Origin of the sequence: Candidatus Pelagibacter sp. HIMB1611 (genome assembly GCF_052047715.1) — a bacterium.
GTDB lineage: Bacteria > Pseudomonadota > Alphaproteobacteria > Pelagibacterales > Pelagibacteraceae > Pelagibacter.
The window spans coordinates 873,693-897,976 of record NZ_JBNAJM010000001.1; the positions used below are offsets into that span (position 1 = coordinate 873,693).

Annotated in this window: 24 protein-coding genes and 1 tRNA gene; 9 read left to right on the forward strand and 16 right to left on the reverse strand. The window is 29.6% G+C overall.

Features of this window, described 5'->3' with window-relative positions; translation table 11 throughout:
* Positions 1-46 precede the first annotated feature (46 nt).
* Positions 47-442: a LexA family protein gene (locus tag ACTTAS_RS04865; protein ID WP_075506508.1), complete on the forward strand. Its 396-nt coding sequence runs from the start codon at positions 47-49 to the stop codon at positions 440-442.
* Positions 420-1,697: a Y-family DNA polymerase gene (locus tag ACTTAS_RS04870; RefSeq protein WP_440678535.1), complete on the forward strand. Its 1,278-nt coding sequence runs from the start codon at positions 420-422 to the stop codon at positions 1,695-1,697. Before ACTTAS_RS04865 ends, ACTTAS_RS04870 begins: the two co-directional genes overlap by 23 nt.
* Here ACTTAS_RS04870 and ACTTAS_RS04875 read toward each other — a convergent pair.
* The 7 genes from ACTTAS_RS04875 to ACTTAS_RS04905 all read right to left on the reverse strand — a co-directional run bounded on the left by ACTTAS_RS04875 (position 1,694) and on the right by ACTTAS_RS04905 (position 9,830).
* A complete protein-coding gene (locus tag ACTTAS_RS04875; protein ID WP_440677804.1) occupies positions 1,694-2,935 on the reverse strand; it encodes an alginate lyase family protein in 1,242 nt (413 codons plus the stop codon). The two genes, ACTTAS_RS04870 and ACTTAS_RS04875, sit on opposite strands and share 4 nt — an antisense overlap.
* Positions 2,936-2,970: 35 nt before the next feature.
* Positions 2,971-4,005, reverse strand: coding sequence for a GMP reductase (locus ACTTAS_RS04880; RefSeq protein WP_440613904.1), 1,035 nt, complete (start codon positions 4,003-4,005; stop codon positions 2,971-2,973).
* Positions 4,006-4,092: 87 nt separating this feature from the next.
* Positions 4,093-4,983 carry a DMT family transporter gene (locus ACTTAS_RS04885; RefSeq protein ID WP_440677803.1) on the reverse strand — a complete coding sequence of 297 codons (891 nt, stop codon included), beginning with the start codon at positions 4,981-4,983 and terminating at the stop codon, positions 4,093-4,095.
* Positions 4,984-5,030: 47 nt separating this feature from the next.
* Positions 5,031-6,182 carry a DUF1501 domain-containing protein gene (locus tag ACTTAS_RS04890; RefSeq protein ID WP_440677802.1) on the reverse strand — a complete coding sequence of 384 codons (1,152 nt, stop codon included), beginning with the start codon at positions 6,180-6,182 and terminating at the stop codon, positions 5,031-5,033.
* Positions 6,179-7,618, reverse strand: coding sequence for a DUF1800 family protein (locus ACTTAS_RS04895; RefSeq protein ID WP_440677801.1), 1,440 nt, complete (start codon positions 7,616-7,618; stop codon positions 6,179-6,181). Before ACTTAS_RS04895 ends, ACTTAS_RS04890 begins: the two co-directional genes overlap by 4 nt.
* A gap of 19 nt (positions 7,619-7,637) precedes the next feature.
* Positions 7,638-8,507 (reverse strand): glycosyltransferase family 2 protein, encoded by an 870-nt coding sequence (locus ACTTAS_RS04900; protein WP_440678536.1) that lies wholly within the window; start codon positions 8,505-8,507, stop codon positions 7,638-7,640.
* 3 nt (positions 8,508-8,510) lie between these two features.
* Entirely contained in the window at positions 8,511-9,830 is a 1,320-nt protein-coding gene (locus ACTTAS_RS04905; RefSeq protein WP_440678537.1) for a glycosyltransferase family 39 protein, read from the reverse strand.
* A 79-nt stretch (positions 9,831-9,909) separates the two neighbouring features.
* Here ACTTAS_RS04905 and ACTTAS_RS04910 point away from each other — a divergent pair, with 79 nt between their 5' ends.
* Positions 9,910-10,425: a TraR/DksA family transcriptional regulator gene (locus tag ACTTAS_RS04910; RefSeq protein ID WP_440652863.1), complete on the forward strand. Its 516-nt coding sequence runs from the start codon at positions 9,910-9,912 to the stop codon at positions 10,423-10,425.
* On the opposite strand, the gene ACTTAS_RS04915 is transcribed toward ACTTAS_RS04910, so the two are convergent.
* From ACTTAS_RS04915 to ACTTAS_RS04935, 5 genes are all read right to left on the reverse strand, one after another.
* Complete coding sequence (locus ACTTAS_RS04915; RefSeq protein ID WP_440678538.1) at positions 10,426-11,052, reverse strand: glutathione S-transferase family protein; 627 nt, start codon at positions 11,050-11,052, stop codon at positions 10,426-10,428.
* Positions 11,049-12,065 (reverse strand): NAD(P)/FAD-dependent oxidoreductase, encoded by a 1,017-nt coding sequence (locus ACTTAS_RS04920; protein WP_440678539.1) that lies wholly within the window; start codon positions 12,063-12,065, stop codon positions 11,049-11,051. Before ACTTAS_RS04920 ends, ACTTAS_RS04915 begins: the two co-directional genes overlap by 4 nt.
* Positions 12,066-12,386 carry a 2Fe-2S iron-sulfur cluster-binding protein gene (locus ACTTAS_RS04925; RefSeq protein WP_440678540.1) on the reverse strand — a complete coding sequence of 107 codons (321 nt, stop codon included), beginning with the start codon at positions 12,384-12,386 and terminating at the stop codon, positions 12,066-12,068. It lies immediately after the preceding gene.
* Between the two features lie 60 nt (positions 12,387-12,446).
* Positions 12,447-13,448 carry a fatty acid desaturase gene (locus ACTTAS_RS04930; protein ID WP_440678541.1) on the reverse strand — a complete coding sequence of 334 codons (1,002 nt, stop codon included), beginning with the start codon at positions 13,446-13,448 and terminating at the stop codon, positions 12,447-12,449.
* 103 nt (positions 13,449-13,551) lie between these two features.
* Positions 13,552-14,319 (reverse strand): bacteriorhodopsin-like, encoded by a 768-nt coding sequence (locus ACTTAS_RS04935; protein WP_440651056.1) that lies wholly within the window; start codon positions 14,317-14,319, stop codon positions 13,552-13,554.
* Between the two features lie 212 nt (positions 14,320-14,531).
* Here ACTTAS_RS04935 and ACTTAS_RS04940 point away from each other — a divergent pair, with 212 nt between their 5' ends.
* Together ACTTAS_RS04940 and ACTTAS_RS04945 are read left to right on the forward strand one after the other, a co-directional pair.
* Positions 14,532-16,433 carry a propionyl-CoA synthetase gene (locus ACTTAS_RS04940; RefSeq protein ID WP_440678542.1) on the forward strand — a complete coding sequence of 634 codons (1,902 nt, stop codon included), beginning with the start codon at positions 14,532-14,534 and terminating at the stop codon, positions 16,431-16,433.
* The gene (locus tag ACTTAS_RS04945) at positions 16,426-16,758 is read left to right on the forward strand and encodes a DMT family transporter (protein WP_440647812.1); all 333 of its coding nucleotides are present in this window, start codon (positions 16,426-16,428) and stop codon (positions 16,756-16,758) included. Before ACTTAS_RS04940 ends, ACTTAS_RS04945 begins: the two co-directional genes overlap by 8 nt.
* On the opposite strand, the gene ACTTAS_RS04950 is transcribed toward ACTTAS_RS04945, so the two are convergent.
* Complete coding sequence (locus ACTTAS_RS04950) at positions 16,751-18,058, reverse strand: dihydroorotase (RefSeq protein ID WP_440678543.1); 1,308 nt, start codon at positions 18,056-18,058, stop codon at positions 16,751-16,753. The two genes, ACTTAS_RS04945 and ACTTAS_RS04950, sit on opposite strands and share 8 nt — an antisense overlap.
* Before the next feature lie 43 nt (positions 18,059-18,101).
* Between ACTTAS_RS04950 and ygfZ the strand changes: the two genes are divergently transcribed.
* A complete protein-coding gene (gene ygfZ / locus ACTTAS_RS04955) occupies positions 18,102-18,995 on the forward strand; it encodes a CAF17-like 4Fe-4S cluster assembly/insertion protein YgfZ (RefSeq protein WP_440678544.1) in 894 nt (297 codons plus the stop codon).
* Between the two features lie 4 nt (positions 18,996-18,999).
* Here ygfZ and ACTTAS_RS04960 read toward each other — a convergent pair.
* A tRNA-Leu gene (locus ACTTAS_RS04960) sits at positions 19,000-19,085 on the reverse strand.
* A gap of 55 nt (positions 19,086-19,140) precedes the next feature.
* On the opposite strand from ACTTAS_RS04960, the gene nadA reads away from it, so the two are divergent.
* Entirely contained in the window at positions 19,141-20,130 is a 990-nt protein-coding gene (gene nadA / locus ACTTAS_RS04965) for a quinolinate synthase NadA (RefSeq protein ID WP_440678545.1), read from the forward strand.
* 4 nt (positions 20,131-20,134) lie between these two features.
* The gene (gene nadC, locus ACTTAS_RS04970; protein ID WP_440678546.1) at positions 20,135-20,968 is read left to right on the forward strand and encodes a carboxylating nicotinate-nucleotide diphosphorylase; all 834 of its coding nucleotides are present in this window, start codon (positions 20,135-20,137) and stop codon (positions 20,966-20,968) included.
* Here nadC and ACTTAS_RS04975 read toward each other — a convergent pair.
* Positions 20,965-21,336, reverse strand: coding sequence for a phosphoribosyl-ATP diphosphatase (locus ACTTAS_RS04975; RefSeq protein ID WP_440678547.1), 372 nt, complete (start codon positions 21,334-21,336; stop codon positions 20,965-20,967). The genes nadC and ACTTAS_RS04975 overlap by 4 nt on opposite strands.
* Positions 21,337-21,402: 66 nt before the next feature.
* Between ACTTAS_RS04975 and fumC the strand changes: the two genes are divergently transcribed.
* Complete coding sequence (gene fumC / locus ACTTAS_RS04980) at positions 21,403-22,791, forward strand: class II fumarate hydratase (protein ID WP_440678548.1); 1,389 nt, start codon at positions 21,403-21,405, stop codon at positions 22,789-22,791.
* On the opposite strand, the gene ACTTAS_RS04985 is transcribed toward fumC, so the two are convergent.
* Positions 22,779-24,269, reverse strand: a complete 1,491-nt coding sequence (locus ACTTAS_RS04985) for an AsmA family protein (RefSeq protein WP_440678549.1) — start codon at positions 24,267-24,269, stop codon at positions 22,779-22,781. The two genes, fumC and ACTTAS_RS04985, sit on opposite strands and share 13 nt — an antisense overlap.
* Positions 24,270-24,284: the final 15 nt, after the last annotated feature.

Below are 24,284 nucleotides of genomic sequence, written 5' to 3' on the forward strand. Positions count from 1 at the left end.
TGAGTGTATTCCATAAATAGTCTATAAAGTAGAACAAAACAAGAACATGAAACTAACAATCCCATATTATCTACATAAAGCAGGCGCTGGTTTTCCTTCTCCTGCAACAGATTATATCGAAGAAGATATCGATCTGAACATGCATTTAATAAGAAATGTTCCAGCTACTTTCATCATCAGAGTTCAAGGTAAATCCATGGTTGATGTTGGTATTAATGATGGAGATTTATTGGTCGTTGATAAAAGTTTAAAACCAAAAAACTTTTCAACTGTGATTGCAAATGTTCATGATGAACTTGTAGTTAAAACTTTAGTTCAAGAAAGAGACAAAAAATTTTTAACTTCTGGTTCTAAAGAATTTTCTGACAGAATTTTAATTAATGAAGAACAAGATGTTTTTATTTGGGGAGTAGTTACTTATGTCATCCACTCAGTATACTAAAAAAATAGCACTCGTTGATTGCAATTCTTTTTATGTTTCTTGTGAAAGATTATTCAATCCTAAAATAAGAAAAAAGCCAGTTGTCGTTTTATCTAATAATGATGGCTGTATTATTTCAAGATCTAACGAAGCAAAAGCTTTAGGAATTAAAATGGGAGAACCTTACTTTAAAGCAAAAGATATTATTGTTAAAAATAATGTAAATGTTTTTTCATCAAATTATTCTTTATATGGAGATTTATCGAGAAGAGTAATGCGTACCCTTAAAAGATTTAATTCTGAAATAGAAGTTTATTCAATTGATGAAGCATTTTTAGATTTATCAAACTTTAAAGATCAAGATGTAGAAAAAGTTGGAAAAGAAATTAGAGAAACAGTTTTGCAATGGACTGGTATTCCAACAAGTATTGGGATCGCAAAAACAAAAACATTAAGTAAAGTTGCAAATCATATTGCAAAAAAAAAACAATCAGGTGTTACGAGTTTAATTGGAATAGATAATTTAGATCCTATTTTAGAAAAAGTTGAAATTAATGATGTCTGGGGTGTTGGCAGACAACTTACTAAGTTTTATCAAAAGCATGGAATTTATAATGCGAAGCAACTTAAAAATAAATCTAATACATGGATTAAGAAAAGTTCCAATGTTTTAAGTTCAAGAACAGCAATGGAACTTAGAGGGATTCCTTGTATTGATTTAGAAACAACTACTACCAAAAGAAAGAGTTGTGTGGTTTCAAGATCATTTGGAAAGAGAATTGAAACGTTTCAAGAATTAAAAGAAGCAGTTGCAAACTATTGCTTAAATGCATCTGAAAAAATTAGATCAGAATCTTTAGTTGCAAAAGCAATCACTGTATTTGTAAGAACAAGTCCTTTTCATAGAAACTTTGGTTATTATTCAAATGCAAAGACAGTTGATTTTCCTATTGCAACAAACAACAGTATTGAAACAGTTAAAACTGCAGTTTCAATATTGGAGAGTATTTTTAAAAATGGTTATCGTTATCAAAAAGCAGGTGTGATGCTTACGGGGTTATCTAATGCTAGTGATAAAACAAATTTATTTACTTCTGAAAAGGATGAAAAGATAAATAGTTTAATGAAATCAATTGATAATACTAATCATCGGTATGGAAGATCTACTTTAAGTGTTGCAAGTGCTGGGGTTCATAAAAAGTGGAATATGAGAAGACAATATTCTTCTAAAATTGATACAGCTGATTTCTATTGTTTACCAACGATTAGAGCTTAATTTGATATAAGCATTGGATGTAATGTAAAAACTCGAGAAGGCTCAGATTTAATCTTAGGTAGATATTTGTTGTTATAAGTTTCGTTGTATTTTTTAACAACAATGTCTGAATTTTTATAATCTGGAAATTTACTTACATAAACCATCAAATAAGTTGAGGATTTTACAAAACTTGTTGAGGGTTTTTCAATAGAACCCCATCGATCACCTGCTCCTGGACATGAAATTGCATATTTTTGATTTGTTTTTGATGGATCCATTATCCCCTGAATTACAAAATCTGCTCCATTGTGTAAACTTCTGCCATCAACTTCATAATTAAATAAATCTTTACCTGTTGCATCTTTTAATAAGGATGCCATCATTAAGAGATATCCATAGCTATCAGAATTATATTTTAAACCCATGCCGCTTCTTTGAGTATCAATAGGAAAACTACCGTCTGGTCTCATATCATTAACGGCAAGCTTAACAACATCAATCGAATGTTGGATTGCTTTCAAGTCATTGATCATCAATCCCCAAATCATAGTAATATAGGAAGTTAAATAAGCTTTATTATCTTGCCTATCCTTCCATCTACTTTTTGCAACTTTCTTTACTAAATTATTTAACCAAGGTCCTAAAATTCTTCTCTCTTCTGTATCTAGCTTATCAGCAATAACAGCTGTTGTTGTTAAGATTGAATTTATTAAAACCATCATTTGCCAATCGACAGGTTTTTTTCCCCACGAAACATTAATACCTTTTCTCAAAGCATCTTTTTTTGCCCAATCTAATAAAACTGTTTTGATTTTATCGATGTTTTCTTCTTTATTGCCAGCTCTTCCTACATATGCTGCCTCTTGAAAATACTTCATTGCAAAATTAGCTTCTGCTACTTCTTCACCATAATTTTCATCTAATTTTATTATTTCTAGGGGCTTTGGTGCTCTAATTAAGCCTATCTTATGTTTATCTTCATCAGACAATTTGTAAAATGGAGTAATCCATTCATTTTTAATGAAATAGTCTTCTTTTTGTTTTGTTAGTTTATAACCAAAACCTTCACCATAGGTTGGGTGTTCAAAACATTCCTTTGCTTTTTTATGGACGTTCCACAGAGCTTTAGTTTTACTTTTAGATAAAACTTTTTTTGGTTTTGAGGTTAAATCAAGATCATTATAGCTATTTAAATTTTTTGAATAACTAGTGTTAGTTAAAATTAGCAAAACAAAAACAACTAAAATTTTTTTCATTTTGAATATTTTATATTAATTTTTAAATATTAAATCTATTTTACAAAAGTATCATTAAATTGATTAGATACTCTTACAAAAGTTGTACATTTACTTAATTGTTTAAGTGATGGTGCACCTACATAAGTACAACTACTTCTAACGCCACCTAGAATATTTAAAACAGTATCGTTTATTTTGCCTCTATATTTAACTCTAACTTTTCTTCCTTCACTGCTTCTGTAATCTGCTAATCCACCATAATGCTTTTTATTAGCTACTTCTGAGCTTGATCCATAAAATTCAATATATTTAGATCCATTTACTTTTACTATTTTTCCTTTTCCTTCATCATGACCTGCCAACATTCCACCTAACATTACAAAATCTGCACCACCTCCAAAACCTTTTGCAACATCACCAGGACAAGTACATCCTCCATCTGCAATGACATGTGCGCCTAATCCATGAGCTGCATCTGCACATTCTATTACAGCACTTAATTGTGGATACCCTACTCCAGTTTGAATTCTAGTTGTACAAACACTTCCAGGTCCTATCCCAACTTTTACAATATCTGCGCCACTAAGAACTAATTCTTGGGTCATATCTGCAGTAACAACATTTCCTGCAATAATAGTTTTGGTTGGGTATTTTTCTCTCACTGATTTGATAAAGTTTGTGAAATGCTCTGAGTAACCATTTGCTACATCAATACAAATAAATTTGAAAAAACTAAATTCCTTTAAAACCTTATCTAAGTTTTGAAAGTCCTCTTTTTTAATACCAACACTAAGTGCAATGTTTGGATAGATTTTTTTAATATTTTTATTTTGTTTTATTTTTTTTACATCATGTTGCTTTGTTAAACATGTAATCATTTGATGATCATTTAATTTTTCAGCTATACTTAATTCACCAACACCATCCATGTTGGCTGCCATAATAGGAATACCTGACCACTCGTTTTTACTATATTTAAATCTGTAGGTTCTAAGAAGATTAACGTCTTTTCGACTTTTTAATGTACTTCTCTTAGGTCTAAATAAGACATCAGAGTAATCTAGCTTAAGCTCTTCTTCTATTCTCATAAATCAAAATGCTATTATTTCTTAGATACTATTTCAATTCAAAATAGACCCTGTGGATAAGTTTTAAGGATTAGTTTCAGATAATTTTTATTTAATTTTACCTAATTGCTTCTGTCTCATTATAATTATAAGTCCACTTATAACAATCATTACAGCACCTAGATAAGTATTATATTCTGGTGTCTCATTGAAAAAGAAGTATCCATATAAAATTCCCCAAAGTATTGCTGTGTATCTAAAAGTTGATGTAACAGAAACTAATGCAGCTTTAATTGTTAGTACTGAGAAAATATAACCAAAAGATAAAAAGAAAGCCGAAATAATTAAGATAATACTTTGTTCTAAGTTAAATGAATAAAATTTATAAACAGAAAGAACTCCAAAAAATATTGTAACTACCAAACAAGTAATAAACGCTATTTGAAGACTATTGTGTCCAGTTTTTATATTTTTAGTTACCAAATCTCTTATTGATAAAAAGATTGCAGAAAGAAGTGGAAATATAAAGTAATAACCAAATTTTAATTCAGCTGGATTAATGACTATTACAACACCTGTAAAACCTATTATAACTGCGCTCCATCTTTTCCATCTAACTTTTTCATTTAAAAATAATGCTCCAAAAGTTGTCATTATTATTGGGGCCAAACTCAATAAAATATAAACCATTGCAAAAGGTAATTTTGCAACCCCTATAAAAAACCCAACAGCAGCTAATGCTTCTAAAATTCCTCTTATAGTTAGTTTGTTAGAAGAAAATATTATTCTTAAATTAAATTGGTTTTTAATACTTAAAAATATTCCTATAAATATTAGACAACAAATTCCTCTTAAAAAAATAATCTGATTTAAAACTGCCAATTCATCAAAGCTTTGGTAAATATGTTTAACTAATGCATCATTGGTTGCAAAAGAAAATTGCGCAATAACCATGTAAACGATACCAAGTAATTCATTATTTAATTTTTTTTCAGGCATGAGCGTGCCTATATACATTTTAATTAAAAAAATCTAAGAGTAATTTATTAAGCTTTAAAAAGCTTATCGGATAAGTTGTCTAATTTATCACCCCAGAAAACATCTTTTTGAATTCTTTCAAACTCAACATCAAACACTGTAGACATAGCAGATGCATATACTGATCTTGCATCAATTGTTGAATTTAAATCTCTTCCTTCAAATAATTCTTTTTTCTTTAAGCCAGGCCAATCAGCATGAACTTGGGCTTTCTTAACCAATCCACCAGCTAAAAAGATTGCAGAACCATAGCCATGCTCAGTTCCATTACTACTGTTTTGTTTTATTGTCCTTCCAAATTCTGTAAGTGTAACAATTAGGGTATTATCAAAAGCATCTTTTGACATAGATTGTTTAAGACCTTTTAATATTCTGTCATAATCTGAAAGACAATCAGCATGTGCACCATTTGTTGCTCCTTGCGCAGCATGAGTATCAAATCCATCAATTTCAAATACAGCTACTCTTGGACCATTAGATTTTGAAAGTTCTTCTCCTGCGTTTGCAGCAAGAGACCAATTTTTTCTGCTTCCTGTGTTTTTTAAATCTCTTGTCATAACAATTTTTAAATTTTCACTTAATAGTTTTTCATCATATTCTTTGAAAGCTTGTTCAATTAAACCTAATGTAGCATTACTTGGCAATCTATCACCAACAGGATAATAATTATTATTCATTGGCACACCTCTAATTAACAAAGGCATTGGTAGTGCAAGAGCTAAACCATTTCCCGTAAGTCCAGCAATATTCATTCCTCTTCCAAGCCATCCCGTTTTTTCTTGATATGGAATTTTTCCACCTGTTTCCATTAAATTTTGACCATCAAAATGTGATCTTCCAGTATATGGAATATTTGTTGCGTGCACTGCAGCTCCTAAATTTTGATCATACAATTGTTTAAATGTTTCAAGAGCTGGATGTAAATCAAAGTCACTTGTTAGCTGTAAAGTTCTATCAAGATTTATTTTACTTCTAAGTTTTTCAAAATTTTTATCCCCTTTAATTGGTAATGCGCATAATCCATCCATACCACCACGCAACATAATGACTACCAAATTTTTTTTAGAAGCATTATTTGCTAATGTTGGTGAACCAAAACCTGCAAAATATAAAGAAGTTAGAGCAGTTGCTTTTAAAAAATCTCGTCTATTTATCTTCATGCTTTTAAAAACTCCGGGTGGTTGAATAATAAAACATTTCTCTCACTTTTTCTGTGAACCATATTTTTGTACATATAGTCTAGAATTTTGTCAGGATTATCAAAGTTTTTGTTAACTATATTATAATAAAAATCATTATTATCATTTTCAGGCTTGGTAAATGAGTAACTCCTATCAGCAAACACCAACCTTCTAATTAATAATTCTGGAGACATCCAGTCATCTGAGTGATCTGACCATCCATTAGGTTGTTTTGCTCTATATGGATGATGACCAAGATTGTTTAATAATCTTTCTGGCATTCTTTGTTTTCTTGTTGGTTTGGTGCCTAATTCATAAGAGTCCATTAATTCTGGTGATGGTGGCCATTGCAAATCTCCAATTTTTGCAACTTGAATCAACCAATTTTCAGGGGTCTGAAATTTTTTATATTTATCATTATATTCAAAGGCAACCTTTATAGCTGCTTTATGTATTTCAGGAATATGTCCATCTGATTTTTTAAATGCATCAATTATTGGCTGCTTCATCTCTTTTGTTGGCTCGTCTGTTATTAAATATCTACACAGTCTTTCAGCAACAAAATCTCTACAGTTAGGATGATTTACTAAATCTTTAATTACAGCAGCTAATGCTTTTTTACCTTTTTTATATTCTTTGCCTAAAACATTTTTTTTGCCTCGTTGATGATATTCAGAATTAAACCAAACATTTGCTGTCTCTAATTTTTTTTTACTCCACCTCTGTTGCCAACCTGTCATAATATAAGCTAATTGAATGACATCTTCCTGAGTGTAACCAGCTTTAGGGGAAACTGTATGAAGTTCCATAAGTTCTCTCGCATGATTTTCATTAATTGTTGCTGGTTCCTTCTTTCTTCTTCTCCAATCTTCACTAGCAGTAACACTTTTTGGACCTGCACTTTCACTGTTATCTAAGTGGTGTATCATTGCCCAAGAAAGAGTTACATCATAAACCATTTTTTCAAAAGACTGGTTTAAGTTCGGCCAAATAATTTCTCTTTGATAAGGACCTGTTGAATAATTTGCTAAAAAATCTTTTTCACTGATAGCAAAGAAGTTACCCCAAAACATCCATAGTTTTGTCAGGACTGGATTGCTACCATTAATTGCCTCGTTGTGTCTTATGGAAATATCTAAAGATTCCCAAAACTTCTGTCCTGTATCATGTCTCAATTGATCTTTATGAGTTTTATATAGATTTTTATTATCTTTATATTTTATTCTTAATACTTTCCTGTCTCCATAAACCCAATCTCTATAATGACCTCTAAGTTCTTTTTCTGAAAGAATTTTTCCGTTCCATGAAAATTCTGGAATTTCATCTACCTGATTTAATGCCCAATTTAATGGATCTGAAGGAACTTCTTCATTGGGTCCTATTCCAAAAGCAACTTTTCTAAAAAAGTTTTTCATTAATAACGTTATAAATAAATTACTTTATTTTATCAATATCGTGAATGTTTGTTAAGGAATTATTAAATTCTTCAATATTTTCTCTTAAAGCTAAACTAGAAATTGAATAAATCATTATTAATAACAAAACTAAAGGTAATGAGGTAACAATTGACGCATTACTTTTGATTAACAAAATATAAAAAATAATAAATAAAGCTGAACGAATTAAAACTGTTTTTCTAAATACGCTTATGATTGAAAGAGAATGTTTTAACAAATTAAAAAAACTCATCTGAGATGGACCAAAATATCTTTTTCCTCTAATTGATGGAGTAGAAATTAAATCTTTTTCTATTTTTTTTAATGATCCTGAAAAACTATTCCAAGTAGATTTTTCATCTAACATTTTTTTAACAGTTGCTTTTGAAAGACAAGTAAAATTACCAAATTTAATTGATTGTCCGGTAAATGCTAAAGTTAAAAATTTGTGAAATTGGTAGCATAATTTAAAGAACATACTTTCTGATCTTTTAATCCTTTCACCAATTATGGATCTATCTCCAGCTTCTTTTGATAATTCAATAAAGTTTTTAATTTCTTCAGGTCTATCTTCTCCATCACCATCCATAGGAATGACATAATCAAATTCCTTTTTCTCATAGATATATTTTAATCCAGAGGCAATACATCTAGCATGACCTCGGTTTTCTTTCATATTGATGATTTCAATTGAGTGAATGTTTTCAATATTAGGATATTCATCAATAATTTGCTGTGAAGAGGCATCGTTAATAACAACTAATGATATTTCAGAATTTAAATCTTTTATTTCATGATTAATATTTTCTATCAATAACTTCAAAGACTCGCGGTCATTATAAACGGGTACTAAAATGACATATTTCATAGATTATCTTGATCCAACACAGATACTATCAAGACACATATAATCTTTCAATTGATCAAGCTTCTCTCTTTCAACTATACCTTCCCAAACTGGTCTAGATTTTAAATGATAAGATAAATTACCTGCATTCCACTCGTCTCCAAAAACAACATTGATCTTAGAACTAAATTGTTGGTCCCATGCATATTGAGTTTTCATTGCAATTCCTTTACCCGGATAATCTGTTCTCTTATCATCTTTTGACAAAGAAACATAAGCATACAGAACAGGTGATAAAAAGAAAAAAAACAAAAATCCAACCATAAATGGTTTTAATTTTTTCAAATTTATTTGAGATTGAAATAAATAAACAATTAATGTTCCAAAAAATAAATAAAATGGTGTCATCCACATTGTTCGAATTTTTGAACCTGTTATCAATGAAGTTAAAAACATCAGAGCAATTGGCAAGATATTTATTGCTAACAAAAATAATAAATTTTTATCTTTGAAATTTAATTTGAATTTAAGTTTTTTGACCAATAACAAAGTCAAAATTATAAATGGAATTAATATACCTATTTGTTTTCCTAAAAATAATAAAGGAAATTTGATGTGATCAATTAAACTTGATTGCTCTAAACCAGTTCTTGCAAGTCCATAAGTAATTGTAATGAATTCATTATTATTAAGCCAAATTAAGTGAGGAACTAAAACAACTATAAAAACTTCGATTGTTATTAAATATTTAAAATCAAACTTTCTTTCTTTTTTTACAATTAAATAAATAAAGAAAAGTGCGATAGATACTAATAAGTAAATGAATAAATATTTCGATAAAAATCCAAATGCACCAAACAAACCTATTAAAAAGCAATCCCAAAATTTAATATTTTTCCCACTATAAATTTTCCAAGAATAATATGCTGTTAATGACCAAAAAGGTAACTGACATACATTTACGTTAAACTCAGGTGTAGTAAAATTATAAAAATAAATTGTTTCAATTGACAAAACTGAAATTAAAGCAAACAGTTTGTTTTTCAGTATTTCGTTAGAAAGTTTGAAAACATAATAAAATGAAATAATTACAAAAATTTGACTTAGTAAATAATAAGCCCAATCCTGTGAACCAAAAATTTTAAAAAAAACTTCTGGAAAAAAAGCGCTCATAGGAGGATGCTTATTAAAACCCCAATCTAAATTGCTTCCCCAAGCTAAAGCTTCAATTGTATCTAAGGGTAAATTGTGATTTGTAAGTGTTGGAATCAAGGTCCAGAAAATTAGATGGGATGTCGCAAAAATATAAAAAAGATTATCTATATTTTTGTTATTAATGGTCATTAATTAAATATTTATAACAATTCAGCTTGCTTGACACCCCTATTTTGCTGAATATACTCCGACCATTCAAAATTACGCTATGCCAAAGACTGCTAAAGCAAAGAAAAAAGTTTCTAAACCAAAAGCAAAAGTTGCAAGTAAGCCTAAGAAAACTACGGCTTCTCCAGCTAAAAAAGTTCCTATAAAAATTTCAAAAACTTACGTTCCAAAAGAAACTGAAAAATATATGTGTGAAAAACATAAAGTATTTTTTAGAATGAGATTAAATGAATGGAAGAAAGAATTAATTAAATCAAACAATGAAGCGCTATACAATGGAAGTATGGATGACAACAATATTTCAGCAGATCTTGTGGATCAGGCAAGTTCATACATCGATAAAAATGTAGAGATGAAAGCAATTAACAGACAAATTAAATTAATTTCTGAAATCGATAAAGCTTTAAGAAGAATTATGGACGATACTTATGGGTATTGTTTAGATACAGCTGAACCAATTGGTTTAAAAAGATTAATGGCAAGACCTGTTGCTAAATACACTATCGCTGCACAAGAAAAGCATGAAAAAGAAGAAAAAGTTCATGTGGATGATTAATTAAATCTTTGGAATTTTTGCCTCTTTATCCATAAAGGCATATCCTTTTATAACAGCCTCACGCTCAGAAATTTCTTGATACCATCTAGATAAGTTTTGATAATTTTTTAATCCAATATCATGCCATTCATGTCTTGCTAACCATGGCCATGTTGCAATATCAGCTATAGTGTAATTATCTCCTGCTAAAAACTTAGATACTTTTAGTCTTGTATCTAATTCTCCATAAATTCTTTTAGCAATTTTAAAATATCTTTGTTCACCAAATTCACTTTTTCCAGGATTATAATGATGAAACTGATGGTGCTGACCAATCATGGGACCAATAGTTCCCATTTGTGCCATTAACCATTGATTAATCACTAATCGATCTTTTTCGTTATAAAACTTTCCACTTTTTTCACCTAGGTACATCAATATTGCACCAGATTCGAAAATACTTTTATTATTTTCATGATCAGTAATTACAGGAATTTTGCCAAATGGACTTATCTTTAAAAAATCTGGATTAAATTGTTCATCATTTCCTATATCAATTTTAGTTACTTTATACTGATAACCAATTTCTTCCAGCATAATACCAATCTTCCAACCATTTGGAGTATTAGCAGAAAATAATTCTATCATTTTTTTACACCAAGTCTCTCTTGAGCAGCCTTTGATGTAGTAGTGAATTCAAATCTTAATTTTTCATCTGGTCTTGCGTACTTAAAACAACCTCTTGCAGCAAGAGCTCCCTCATGAAAACCTGAAAGGATTAATTTTAATTTACCTGGATAAGAACAAATATCACCAATTGCAAATATACCATCAACATTAGTCTCGAAGTTTTCAGTGTTTACTTCAACTGTTTTTTTATTGATGTTTAATCCCCAATTTAAAATGGGACCTAGCTGCATAATTAAACCAAAAAAACCAAGAACATAATCAGATTGTAATTCTTTAATTTCTCCTTCATCATGTTTTATTTTTACTGAAGTACTTTGGTTATCGCTGCTAATAGAGTCCATTTGATATTTGGTGTATAAATTTAATTTTCCATGATCATTTAATTCTTTAACTTTTTGAACACTAGACTCTGCTCCACTAAATCCATCACGTCTGTGGATTAAATTTACTTTAGATGTATTTGATAATTCAATTGCCCAATCTAGAGCTGAGTCTCCTCCGCCAAAAATTGAGATAGTTTTGTCTTTAAAAATTGTTTTATCTTTAATTGAATAAAATAATGATGATCCTTCAAATTTTTCACATTCTTTAACTGGAAATTTTCTTGGCTCAAAAGATCCAACTCCACCAGCAATAATAATTGCGGCTACATCAAACTCTTGATTTCCACTCGTTTTAACATGCCAACGATTTTCAATTTTTTTGAGTTCTTCCACTCTTTCATTTAAATGAAATTTCACATTAAAAGGTTTTATTTGTTGTAGGAGATTATTTGTTAATTCTTCTCCAGTGCATTCTGGTACAGCTGGAATATCATAAATAGGTTTATCAGGATAAAGTTCGATACACTGTCCACCTGCTTTATCTAGATTATCTACGATTTCACACTGAAGTCCTATAATTCCAAGTTGATGAGCACAGAACAAACCCGTTGGTCCTGCTCCAATAATTAATACATCTTTTTTATTCATCTAAGCTTGCTTTTCTGGAATATTAACTTCTAATCCATCTAATTCGTCTGAAACTATTAATTGGCAACTTAATCTACTATTTTGTTTTGGTTCATATGCCATATCCAACATATCTTCTTCGCCATCTTCTTTTGCTGGAAGTTTATCTAACCAATCTTCTTTAACATATACATGACAAGTAGCACATGCCATTCCACCTCCACAATCTGCATCAATTCCTGGAATATCGTTTTGAACTGCACCTTCCATCACCGTTAATCCATTTTGAACATCAATAGTGTGAATTTTGCTATCGTGTGTGTGGTAAGTTATTTTTGTCATGCGTTATATATAGGTTTTTATCTAAAATGAGCAAGTAAGTAAAAACATACTTAACAAGATTTATACGTTCTGAGGTTCTGGTACTTCCTTCTTAAAAAAGTAGCTAGTGTCTTCTGTTTGTTTCATTATAGCTGGTAAAATTTCTTTGTAGGCATCAATTAAACCATCATTTGTTCTTGGTAACTGATCTTTAATATGATGATGAAGTTTATCTAAATTATAAGATGGAACTGTTGGAAACATATGATGTGTTACATGATATTCCATTTTCCAATATAAAAAGCTTAAAATAGGATTTAAATACATTTCTCTAGTTGTGTATCTGTGATCTTTAATATTTCTTGCTAAACCAGCATGTTGTGTAAAAGAAACCAGTTTGTGTAAAGTTCTTCCATAAAATTTTGGTAATAAAAAAAATAAAACAGGTAACCAAGATGATGCAATTAAAGACCATAAAATAATTGAAATCCAAATTGCAACAAAAACTCTAGAATTAAAAATAACTTTTGATTGAGCGTTTTCAGGAATGCAGTCTTGCATTACTTTTGTTTTTACACCAAATGCATGTTGAATAATTTCATATGCAATGCTTTTTTTAAAATAAATAAGTTCCATAAAAGGAATTAAATTCATTATTAAATTTTTTGGAGTTTCTTTTAAATTATTTCCATATTCAATTTCATGATCAAACGGATTTTCTGTTGAATATGTATTTCCATGATGAACAAAGTGTGTGTATCTCCATCTCAGTGGTTCAAAATTAGAAAGATAAGAAGAGATGTAGTAAAAAAATTCATTTAAAGATTTTGATTTAAACGCAGTTTTGTGACCTGTCTCATGCCACAATGGATTTGAAAAACCATAAATATTTCCGTAAACCAAAAACCAAAAAGCAGACCACCAAGTACCCCAAGTTATGTAGGCCATAATTCCTGTTACTAATAATAACCCAAAAAAAACCGAAACATGTTGAAGTCCTTTAATGTCAGATTTTTTTGAAAGCTCTTTAAGAACCTCTATATCAACTTGGCATCGGTGCCATTTTTCTAATTTTACATCCATAATTAAAAATATGTATAATAACTATACATAATTTTACCTAAGGCAAAAAAAAGGGCAAGTACAAAATTGTACCTGCCCTTTTTTTAAATTTTAAGTAAAACTACTACTTAGCTCTACCAGGTTGTTGCATAGCTGCTGCCCAAATGATCAGACCGAAAGCGATCTTGTTCAAGAAGTCAGCTGCGTTGTAAATCACGTTTAGTGAGTTAGCATCTACACCACCTGTTAGGTAACCAAAAATGTAACCTAATGGGTAGATCGCCCAACCTACAGTAACGATCATTCTCATTGCACCAAAAGCAGTTACAAGTGATTTGTTACCACTTTTCGCTGCTCTCTTACCTGCTTCACCAGAGAATACTTCATATAAGATGTATACCCAACCAGCCATACCGATTATGAAACCAAGTGTAGCGTTGATGTATCCAGCTTCTCCTAAGTATCCACCTACTAGCATTACTAATGTACCAATCATTAGTCTCCAGAAAATTCCAGAGTCTGATTTGTTTACTGCTGATAGAACAAAATAGAATTCTAACATCAATAATGGCACTGTAATTAACCAGTCAATGTATCTGTATACAGTTGGTGAGTCACCAGTAGCGATCCATACATCTCTCATGTACATGTAGTGTACGAATGCAATACCAGTTACTAGACCAGCAACTGTCATTGAAACTCTCCATCCAGCTGGAACTGAACTTCTTTCTAAGAAAAAGAATACAGTAGCAGCTAAACAAGCCATAGATACTAACCAAAACGAAATACCTACGAAATCGTCTTGAGCCAGCATAGCTGTTTCAGCGTTTGCAACACCAGTTACGCCCATAAGAGCAACAACTGTAAGAGCAAACAATTTAAGTTTTTTCATAAAAAACTCCCTCTTCGTTAGTTTTTATTTATTAGTTTATATAAACTAGACTTAAGTAACCCTAAGCCAAAGTTGGAGTTAAATAGCAAATTAAATTAGTTTTATGAAGACTTAATTGTCATTAATTTGCATTGATTTTACTGAATTTTTAAAATTAAATACAATTTATAAGTTAAAAACCAAAAAAATAACGAAAATCGAATCAAATTAGAATGTCAAAAAAATTTCAAAGTATTTATGAAAATTCCATAAAAAACCCTGAAAATTTTTGGCAAGAAGCTAGTGAAGATATCTTTTGGTTTAAAAAACCAACAAAAATTTTAAATAAATCTAATCCTCCTTTCTATAAATGGTTCGAAGATGGTGTTACTAACACTTGTTATAATGCTCTAGACATTCACATTGACCAAGGAAGAGGTCAAAAAACTGCTTTAATCTACGATAGTCCTATCACAGTTAACAAATCTAAGTTCACTTATGAAGAACTTAGAGCAAAAGTATCAAAATTTGCAGGAGCCTTAAAACAACAAGGTGTAAATAAAGGGGATAGAGTAATCATTTACATGCCAATGATCCCTGAGGCGGTAATTGCTATGCTTGCTTGTGCAAGAATTGGAGCCATTCACTCAGTAGTCTTTGGTGGATTTGCCTCAAATGAACTTGCAAGCAGAATAGATGACAGTAAAGCAAAGTTATTAGTAACGGCTTCATGTGGTTTTGAGCCTGGAAGGACAGTTGAGTACAAACCTTTAGTAGATGAGGCTATAAAAATAGCTAATCATAAAATTGAAAAGATGATTTTGTTTCAAAGACCAGGAAACGAAGTCAAATTAAATGCTCCAACAGAGATTAGTTGGGAAGAGGCAGTGTCAAATGCAAAAGATGCTGATTGTGTTGAAATGAATTCAAATGAGTTTGCTTACATCCTCTATACATCTGGAACAACTGGAACACCAAAAGGTATTGTTAGAGACATTGGTGGCCATATCGTTGCTCTTAAATGGACTATGAAAAATATCTACAATATTGATACTGACGACATATGGTGGTCGGCTAGTGATATTGGTTGGATTGTTGGGCACTCATACATAGTTTATGCTCCTTTGTTCAAAGGATGCACTACAGTTTTATTTGAAGGAAAGCCTGTTGGAACTCCTGACGCTGGTGCTTTCTGGAAAATTATTTCAGATTATAAAGTAAAATCATTATTCACTGCACCAACTGCATTTAGAGCTATTAAAAAAGAAGATCCAGAGGGTAAATTTTTCTCAAAGTATGATTTGTCTAGTTTTGAGAGCTTGTTCCTTGCTGGAGAAAGAGCAGATCCAGACACTATCAAGTGGGCTGAAAATTTATTAAAGGTTCCTGTGATTGATCACTGGTGGCAAACTGAGACCAGTTGGGCAATCAGCTCAAATTGTACAGGAATTGAAATGATGGAGACCAAATATGGCTCAGCTTGCAAAGCAGTACCTGGATATGATGTTAAAATCATTAAACCAGATCAATCTTTAGCTAAACCAAATGAAATGGGAGATATTGTTGTAAAACTACCTTTACCTCCTGGAACATTCCCAACTCTTTGGAATGCAGATCAAAGATACAAAGAAAACTATATGACTAATTATGAGGGATATTACCAAACTTATGATGCGGGACATATTGATGATGATGGTTACATTTGGATTATGTCTAGAACAGATGATATTATTAATGTTGCTGGTCATAGATTATCAACTGGTGCAATTGAAGAAGTATTGTCTGAAAATCAATCTGTTGCTGAATGCGCAGTGCTAGGAATTGCAGACAAATTAAAAGGTCAATTACCAATTGGTTTAGTGGTATTAAAATCAGGTGTTGAAAAAGATAATGAAACTATATCAAAAGAATGTGTGCAAATGGTAAGAGATAAAATTGGTCCTGTTGCTGCATTTAAGACTGTTATTGTTATAAAAAGATTGCCAAAAACTAGATCAGGAAAAATTTTAAGAGGAACAATAAGAAAAATTGCAGATGGTGTTGAATATAAAATTCCACCAACAATAGATGATCCAGCAATACTAAATGAAATTAAAGAAGATTTAGTAAGTCATAAAATTTTAAATAATGATTAAAACTTATATATTTTTAATTGCTGCAATTTTTTGCGAAGTTGCTGGAACGATGTTGCTACCAGTTTCTCAAAACTTTACTAAGGTTATACCTACAGTTGCTTTATCAATTTTTTATCTTTGTGCATTTTATTTATTAACTTTTGTTGTAAACAAACTTCCAATTGCAATTGTATACGCTACATGGAGTGGATTAGGAATTTTTACAATTGCTATACTGGGATATATATTTTTTAAACAAACTTTAGCTTGGCAAGCAATATTAGGATTATTTTTAATTGTTTTGGGAGTAATTCTAGTAAATAGTTTTACAGTTAAGCTTAACTAAATTGCAAAGGAGTGCCTTCTGGATCTCCTAAAATTTTCCCATCTTGCATTTTAATTTTTCCTGCAATGATAGTATGAGTGGGTGTTCCTTTAAATTTAAATCCATTAAATGGAGACCATTTACATTTGCTCTCAATATTTTCATTTTTAATTTCGATCGTTTTGTTCATATTAACAATTGTAAAATCAGCATCATACCCTTCTTTAATAAACCCTTTATTTTGAATTCCAAAAATTTTAACTGGATTTTCACAAACAAAATTGATCAACTGATTTAAACTCAGCTTTCCATCATTAATGTGATTTAACATTACTGGCATTAAAGTTTGAACACCTGGCATTCCTGAAGGAGTATTGGGGTAAACTTTATCTTTATTCTCTTTTAAATGAGGTGCATGATCTGATCCGATAGTGTCATTAAAGTTATTTCTGACCCCATACCATAATCTATCATAGTGAGATTTATCTCTTAATGGTGGGTTCATTTGAGCATAAGTTCCAAGTTTGTCATAACAATCTGGAGCATAAAGAGTTAGATGCTGAGGAGTTATCTCAAAAGTAATGTTGCCCTTGTGCTGAGAAAGAAAATCAATTTCTTCTTTCGTTGTAATATGAAGAACATGAGCTTTTTTCTTATGCTTTTCTGCAATTCTAACAATTCTTCTTGTAGATGCTATCGCACATTCTGCGCTCCTCCATACATGATGTGTGTGAACATCTCCTTCTTTAATTAATTTTTTATTAATTTTTAATATTGATTCATCCTCGGAATGCACTGCAACAACTTTGGAAGCGTTTTGAAAAACTTTATCTATATCATCTTCTTCAGCCACCAATAAATTACCAGTCGAAGAGCCAGCAAAAAGCTTAATTCCACAACAACCCACTAAATCTTTTAAACTAGCTAAATCATCTGCGTTATCAGCCGTAGCACCAAAATAAAAAGCGTAATTGCAATACATTCTATTTTTAGCAAGATCTAGTTTTCTTTGAAACTCTTTCATGTTTGAAGTTGGAGGATTAGTATTAGGCATTTCAAATACACTAGTAATCCCACCTGCTATTGCTGCCCTACTCCCTGAATGAAGATCTTCAGTATCAGTTGATCCAGGTTCTCTAAAATGCGTTTGAGTATCTATACAGCCGGGTAAAACTGTTTGGCCTTCAGCATTAATTGTTTCTTTTGCTTCGTCTGAAATTTGACCAATCTTTTGAATTTTTCCATCTTTTATTGCAACATCAACATCTTTTACTTCACCATCGATATAACATTGTCCATTTTTGATTAAAAGATCTAACATTCTGAGAAATTGTTATTATATTACAATCTATAATTAATCAATTATGAATATTAAAAATGTTTATATTTTAGAAGACAGATCAATTCTTTACATAAGTGGAGAAGATGCAAAAGATTTTTTACAAAATCTTATTAGTAACGACATAAATAAAGTAAGCGAATTCAATAGTTGTTTTACATCTTTATTAACTCCACAAGGAAAATTTTTATACGAATTTATAATTGTAAAACATAAATCTGGATTTATTTTAGACTGTGAAAAACGTCAAGCAGATGGATTGTTTAAGCAGTTATCTCTATATAAGCTAAGGTCAAAAGTTGAAATACTTAATCTAAGTAATGAGTTTGTTGTGGCAGCTTTTACTCATGAAAAATTTTTAAAATTTGATGAAGCAAAAGATCAATTAGGATTTACAATTAAATATAGAGAAGATCCTATTTTTTTAGATCCAAGAAATAAAGAATTAGGAGCAAGATTAATAATTAATTTAGAAAAACTTTATTTATCCTTAAAAAAATTAGATCTTCACAGTGCCGATGTAAAAGAATACTACTCTTTAAGTCATAAACTAGGAATAGTTCCAAAAGATTTGAACAAATTACAAGATAAATTGTTTGGCATTGAATGTAATTTTGAAGATCTAAATGGGATTGATTTTAAAAAAGGTTGTTACGTAGGGCAAGAAAATACGGCTAGAATTAAATTAAAAAATAAACTTTCAAAAAGATTGATGCCTATAAACATTATTGATGGAAAATTAAATGAAGGAGAAAGTATTTTTAATAATGAAAATGAAATAGGTAAAGTATTAATAAATAATGATTACCCTTTTGCTTTAATCAAATTTTTAGATGAAAACTTTGATGAAAAACTTAAATTTAAAACTAAAGAAGCTTCAATAAGTATAAAAAAACCTGAGTGGATTAATAAAAATTGAAATTTGGTGCGGTCGGAGAGACTCGAACTCTCATGGACTAGGTCCACACGGCCCTCAACCGTGCCTGTCTACCAATTTCAGCACGACCGCGATTTGTCTCATAATAAATGAATGACAATTATGTTTCAAATTGGTAAAAAACTTTATGGAATTTACACAAGAAGTACGTAAAGCAACAGATCCTATTTATCAAAAAATTTCAAAGGTAATGCCTGAGATTGAATGGTCAGTGCATGCACCATACATACATAAAATCAATAAATTAAAAAAAGAAAAGAATGCAGTAATTTTAGCTCACAACTATCAAACACCAGAGATTTATCATGGTGTTGCTGATTTCTCTGCAGACTCACTTGCGCTAGCTATAGAAGCATCAAAAACTTCAGCAAATATAATTTTAATGGCAGGAGTTCATTTTATGGCTGAAACTGCAAAATTAATGAGCCCTAATAAAAAAGTAATTTTACCTGATATGGATGCGGGCTGTTCTTTATCATCCTCAATCACTGGTAAAGATGTGAGATTACTAAAAGAGAAGTACCCAGGTGTTCCTGTGGTATCATACGTAAATACTTCAGCTGAAGTAAAAGCTGAAACAGATGTTTGTTGTACATCAGCAAATGCAGTGAAAATTGTTAAATCACTTGGTGTAAAAAAAGTAATATTTTTACCCGATGATTACCTTGCAAAGTACGTTGCATCTCAGACTGATGTAGAAATTATATCCTGGAAAGGAATTTGTATAGTACACGACCAATTTAATAAAAAAGAAATTGAAGATATTAGAAAAAACAATCCTGGAATAAAGATTATTGCTCATCCAGAGTGTCCCCCAGATGTAATTGAGGCAAGTGATTTTGCAGGATCGACTTCTGGAATGATTAAATATGTAAAAGATAATCAACCAAAAAAAGTAATGATGGTTACTGAATGTTCAATGAGTGATAACATTCAAGTTGAAAATCCAAATGTAGATTTTATTAAACCATGCAATATGTGTCCACATATGAAAAAGATCACTTTACCTAAAATTTTAGATTGTTTGGAAAACGAAACTGGCGAAATTATAATGGATAAAGAAACAATTGAAAAAGCCAGAATATCTGTAGAGAGAATGGCAGCTATTGGCAGATAATTAAGTGTCAAAAATAAAATTAAGCAAAGAATTTATTAAAAGTACTGTTAAGTTAGCTCTAAACGAGGATCTTTATCCTTCAGGTGATATCACTTCAGCACTAATTAATAACGATAAAATTGTAACCGTTAAATTAATATCAAATCAAAATGCAGTTGTTGCTGGATTATTATTTGTTAAACAAACTTTTTCCTTAATTGATAATAAAATAAAATTTATGGTTAAAAAAAAAGATGGTTCGAGAATTAAAAAAGGTTCTTTAGTTGCTTTGATAAAAGGTAAGGCAAAAAATATTTTGATTGCTGAAAGAGTTGCTCTAAATTTTTTATCACATATTTCTGGTATAGCAACAAAGACGAATGAATTTGTAAGGTTAGCTGGAAAAAAAACTAAAATTTGTTGCACTAGAAAAACAATTCCAAATCTTAGAGTAATTCAAAAGTATGCAGTGAAATTAGGAGGAGGTACGAACCATAGATTTAATTTAAGTGATGAATATCTAATAAAAGACAATCACATCGCAAGTTCAAATTTAAAAAATTTAGTTATAAAAGCAATTAAAAGTAAAAAAGGAAAAAAAATTACAGTAGAGGTTGATACAATCGATCAACTTAAATCAATTTTAGGATTAAAGTTTAATACTGTTCTGCTGGATAATATGAACATCAAAAATTTAAAAAATGCAGTTAAAATTGCTAAAAAGTATTACGAAACAGAAGCTTCTGGAAATGTTAATTTAAAAACTGTTAAAGCAATTGCTTCAACTGGTGTAAATAGAATTTCTGTAGGAAGTATTACTCACAGTGCTACAGCAGTTGACTTTAAACTAGAAATTTAACTTACAAACTTAGATAGATCTGGTTTAAAATAGTTAGGGCCTTTCATCACTTTTCCAGCTTCATTATAAATTGGTTTTCCATTTTCATCTAATTTACTCATATTTGAATTTTGAACCTCTTCAAAACATTTATCTAAATCAATGCCAAATGCATGACCTGCACCATAAGTTACATATAAAATATCTGTAAGTGCATCAGCAACTTCTAATAAATCTTTATTATTCATAGCTTCTGTAAGCTCATCTAACTCTTCTTTAATTAAATCTATTCTTAATTTATTTATCTTATCGGTACTAAAAGATGGCTTAGTTTTAACATCTTGACCAAAGGTTTTCATAAAAGTTCCAACTTTACTAAAATTCGACATAATGCTCCTGTAAGTTTTTTAAAATTTATTGTATGAATATAATTATTTTTACTTAAAAATTAATCAATGAAAATAAGAAAAGAATTTGACAGTATTGGAAGTATAAAAGTTCCTAACGACAAATACTGGGGTGCTTCAACGCAAAGATCAAATAAATTTTTTAATATTGGAAAAATTTTAGTTAATATTTCTATAATAAAATCAATTGCTATCATTAAAAGATCGGCAGCTATAGTTCATGCTAAAGATAAATTAATTAGTAGTAGGATTTCAAAAGCAATTATCAGAGCTTCAGACGAAGTAATTAAAGGAGAATTAGATGAAAATTTTCCTTTAAAAGTTTGGCAAACAGGTTCTGGAACTCAGACAAACATGAATGTTAATGAAGTAATTGCTAATAGAGCTATTGAAATGCTTGGTGGAAAAAAAGGTACAAAAAAACCAGTCCATCCAAATGATCATGTAAACAAATCACAATCTACAAATGATGTTTTCCCAACTGCTATGCATATTTCTGTAGCAATACAAACCCTAGCTAAAATGTTGCCAAGTTTAAAAATTTTAGAAAAAGAATTAAAGAAAAAATCTATAGAATTTAAAAAAATTGTTAAAATTGGAAGAACTCATCTTCAAGATGCAACTCCATTATCTCTTGGTCAGGAATTTTCTGGATATCATGCTCAATTAAAAAAATGTATTGAAAGAATAGAATATGCATTGAAAGAAATTCTATTTTTAGCTCAAGGTGGAACAGCTGTTGGAACAGGAATAAACTCAAAAAAAAACTTTGATAAAAAAATAGTCAAAGAAATTTCAAAATTTACTAAAATAAAATTTAAACCTGCACCAAATAAATTTTCTGAACTTGCAGCACATGATGCAATAGTAAATTTTTCTGGAACATTGAATACATGCGCCGTTGCATTAATGAAAATTTCTAATGATATCAGATTTTTAGGATCTGGACCTCGAGCTGGATATGGAGAATTAATACTACCTGAGAATGAACCTGGCTCATCAATAATGCCTGGTAAAGTAAATCCAACTCAGTGTGAAGCAGTTACAATGGTGTGCGCAAACGTAATTGGAAATCACAATGGAATTACGATGGCAGGATCTCATGGTCATTTTGAATTAAATGTGTTTAAGCCATTAATTGCCCATAACGTTTTGCAATCTATTGACTTATTGGCAGACAGCACAAAAAATTTTGCGCTTTATTGCGTTAAAGGAATTAAAGCTAATAAAAAGAAAATAAAAGAGCATTTAGATAATTCTTTAATGTTAGTAACAGCTTTGGCTCCACATATTGGTTACGATAATGCTGCCAAAATAGCTAAAACAGCTTTAAAAAATAACACAACACTAAAACATGAGACGTTAAAAACAGGATTAATTAGTAAAAAAGACTATGAGAAAATAGTTGATCCTAGAAAAATGATTTATCCTGCGTAATTTTTTATTACTCCATTCAGTAAATTTTTTAAATAAATTTTATTTTGTAGATTATTTTCTTTTAGTAAAATGTCCTCAAAGGCATAATTAGATTTTTCAAGTGTTTTTCCGTCTACCCTGATATTGTTAACTTTTATGTTTTTTTCATCAAACAAATAAGTGAAATTCACATTAACTTTACTAATTTTTTTTCTCAAATTTTTTGGAGTAAGCAAGAATTTGTAAAGTTCATCACTATCATTTATATTAATTTCAACATTAGAGTCTAAAATTAATTTGCCATCTTCCACAAATATTAAGCTATCTAAAAACTCAAATTTAATATTATTTTTCCAAGTCATTTTGGATTGATCAATATCTACTAAACCTTCTTGAATTTTTGATTTTATTAAAACATTCTTAATATCATCAAATTGTTTAATGCTGTTTCCAGAAATGATTAAATAAAAATCAATATTGTTATTGTTTAAAATTTCAGTCTTTAAAAGCTCTTTAATTATTGCATTTGACGAAAACAAAGGCGAAAAATTTAGTCTATTTGTATTACCTGTTATGCTTGAGTAAAATGGTTTAAAATTAAATTTACCTGTGTAAGAAAACTCTGAATTTTGTAATTTATCAAAAAATTTATATTCAAATAAATTATCTTTTATTTGGTACTCAAATAAACTTTTTGTGTTTATTAAATTTATTTCTGAGGAACCTAAATAATTTGTATCATTATATGAAGTTTGATTGTCTATTTCTAGTCTTAAACTTTCTATATTTATTTTAGAATATATTGTCTTTTCAATTTTATCATCAAAAACTTTGATTGAATAAGGTAAATTAAATATCTCATTATTTGCATAAAGCATATTTTTAATTTCTTTAGGATCGTAATAATATTTTGCGTTTTTAATATTGTTAATAAATAAAACTTCATTTTCTAAACTTCTATAAAAAACATTACTTTTTAAAATTTCAAATTTAAAATCATTAAAATTACCACCTAATAAATTATAAAAAAAATTATAATTTTCTTCGTTTAAATTAAAATTTGCTTCTTCTAAAATGACATGATTTAATTTAATATTTTTTAAAGAAAATAGATTTTCTAAAGAGACATAAACTTTAAGTTTTTTTATTTCTGTAATTTTATCTTCTTGAGAATTAATTGAGGAATTATTTGTAGTAAAATGAGGCCTTGGTAAAAATTTATAATCTAAATCTTCTTGAAAATTAAACTCTAGGTTTAATTTGTTTTTTAAATTTTTTTTAATCTCTGAAGCTACTTCCTCTTTATTATGCATGCTTGGAAATGAAAGATAAGATAAAAATAAAATAATTAGTGCGACAATAGATAAAAATATTTTATTGTTAATTAATAAATTTTTAAAGTTATCAACATTTAACTTGTTTAAATTTTTCTCTAATAGATTATTAATTAATTTACTTAATTTTTTATTAAAATTAGCAATAAATTTAAGATTATTCATTTTAAGTAGTAATCT